The organism is Bifidobacterium pullorum DSM 20433 (genome assembly GCF_000771405.1).
GTDB lineage: Bacteria > Actinomycetota > Actinomycetes > Actinomycetales > Bifidobacteriaceae > Bifidobacterium > Bifidobacterium pullorum.
The window spans coordinates 1-681 of sequence record NZ_JDUI01000028.1 but is presented as its reverse complement, the minus strand read 5'-3'; the positions used below and the strand labels follow the sequence as shown (position 1 = coordinate 681).

Annotated in this window: 1 protein-coding gene; it reads left to right on the top strand. The window is 55.2% G+C overall.

Annotation, left to right across the window (positions count from 1 at the left end; all coding sequences use genetic code 11):
* Positions 1-257 precede the first annotated feature (257 nt).
* Positions 258-681, top strand: a 424-nt coding sequence (locus OU11_RS08530) for a hypothetical protein (protein ID WP_206538233.1), incomplete at its 3' end; no start/stop codon positions are given.

The window sequence follows — 681 nt, the reverse complement described above, 5'->3', positions numbered from 1 at the left end:
TCCCGGCGTCATCGCCAGGCACGCGGCGAACGCCGCCACCGCACACACCACAACAAGAACGTTAGTTTTGCGCCGGATCATGGTCTATACCTCTCCTCTCTAAGGGTGCCCGTAAGTAACAGTGTATTCGGAATCTGTCGGCGCGACGATTCGAAAGAGAAAGTTGCATGCTGATTGCAGAGACTAAGGTCGTGTAACGCGAGTACATTATTGCGTGACATTCTGCATAGGTAGCGGGAATGGAGGGAGTCGTCGCCATGGGTATGCCGAAAATGGGAGCGAAACGATTTGCGGTCGTGATTTTGGGGCTGACCGTGATGCAAGGATTGGTCTTTCCGCATGTGGCACTAGGTGTGCAAGATCCCGTATCAGTGCCGACGTATACAAGTTCCACTGCGGCATCGGTGAGCTCGGACGCTGCTGCCGAATCTGGTGATCCGGCGGTTGGGGACACAGATGTTTTGAAGGAATCCAAAGCATCCGAGGAAACCGATTCTGCTGAGACTTCCGAGACCGTCGGGGACGTCGAGAGTGGGGATAATGCTGGTTCGACGAGTTCCTTGGAAAGCACTGGCGATTTTGAATCTGCGATTGATCCCAGCCCCGCGGATGAATCTGAACCTGTGGATGATTCCGTCCAGGAGCCTGTTTCCGGCTGGCAGTCGGTGGGTGGCGAGACGT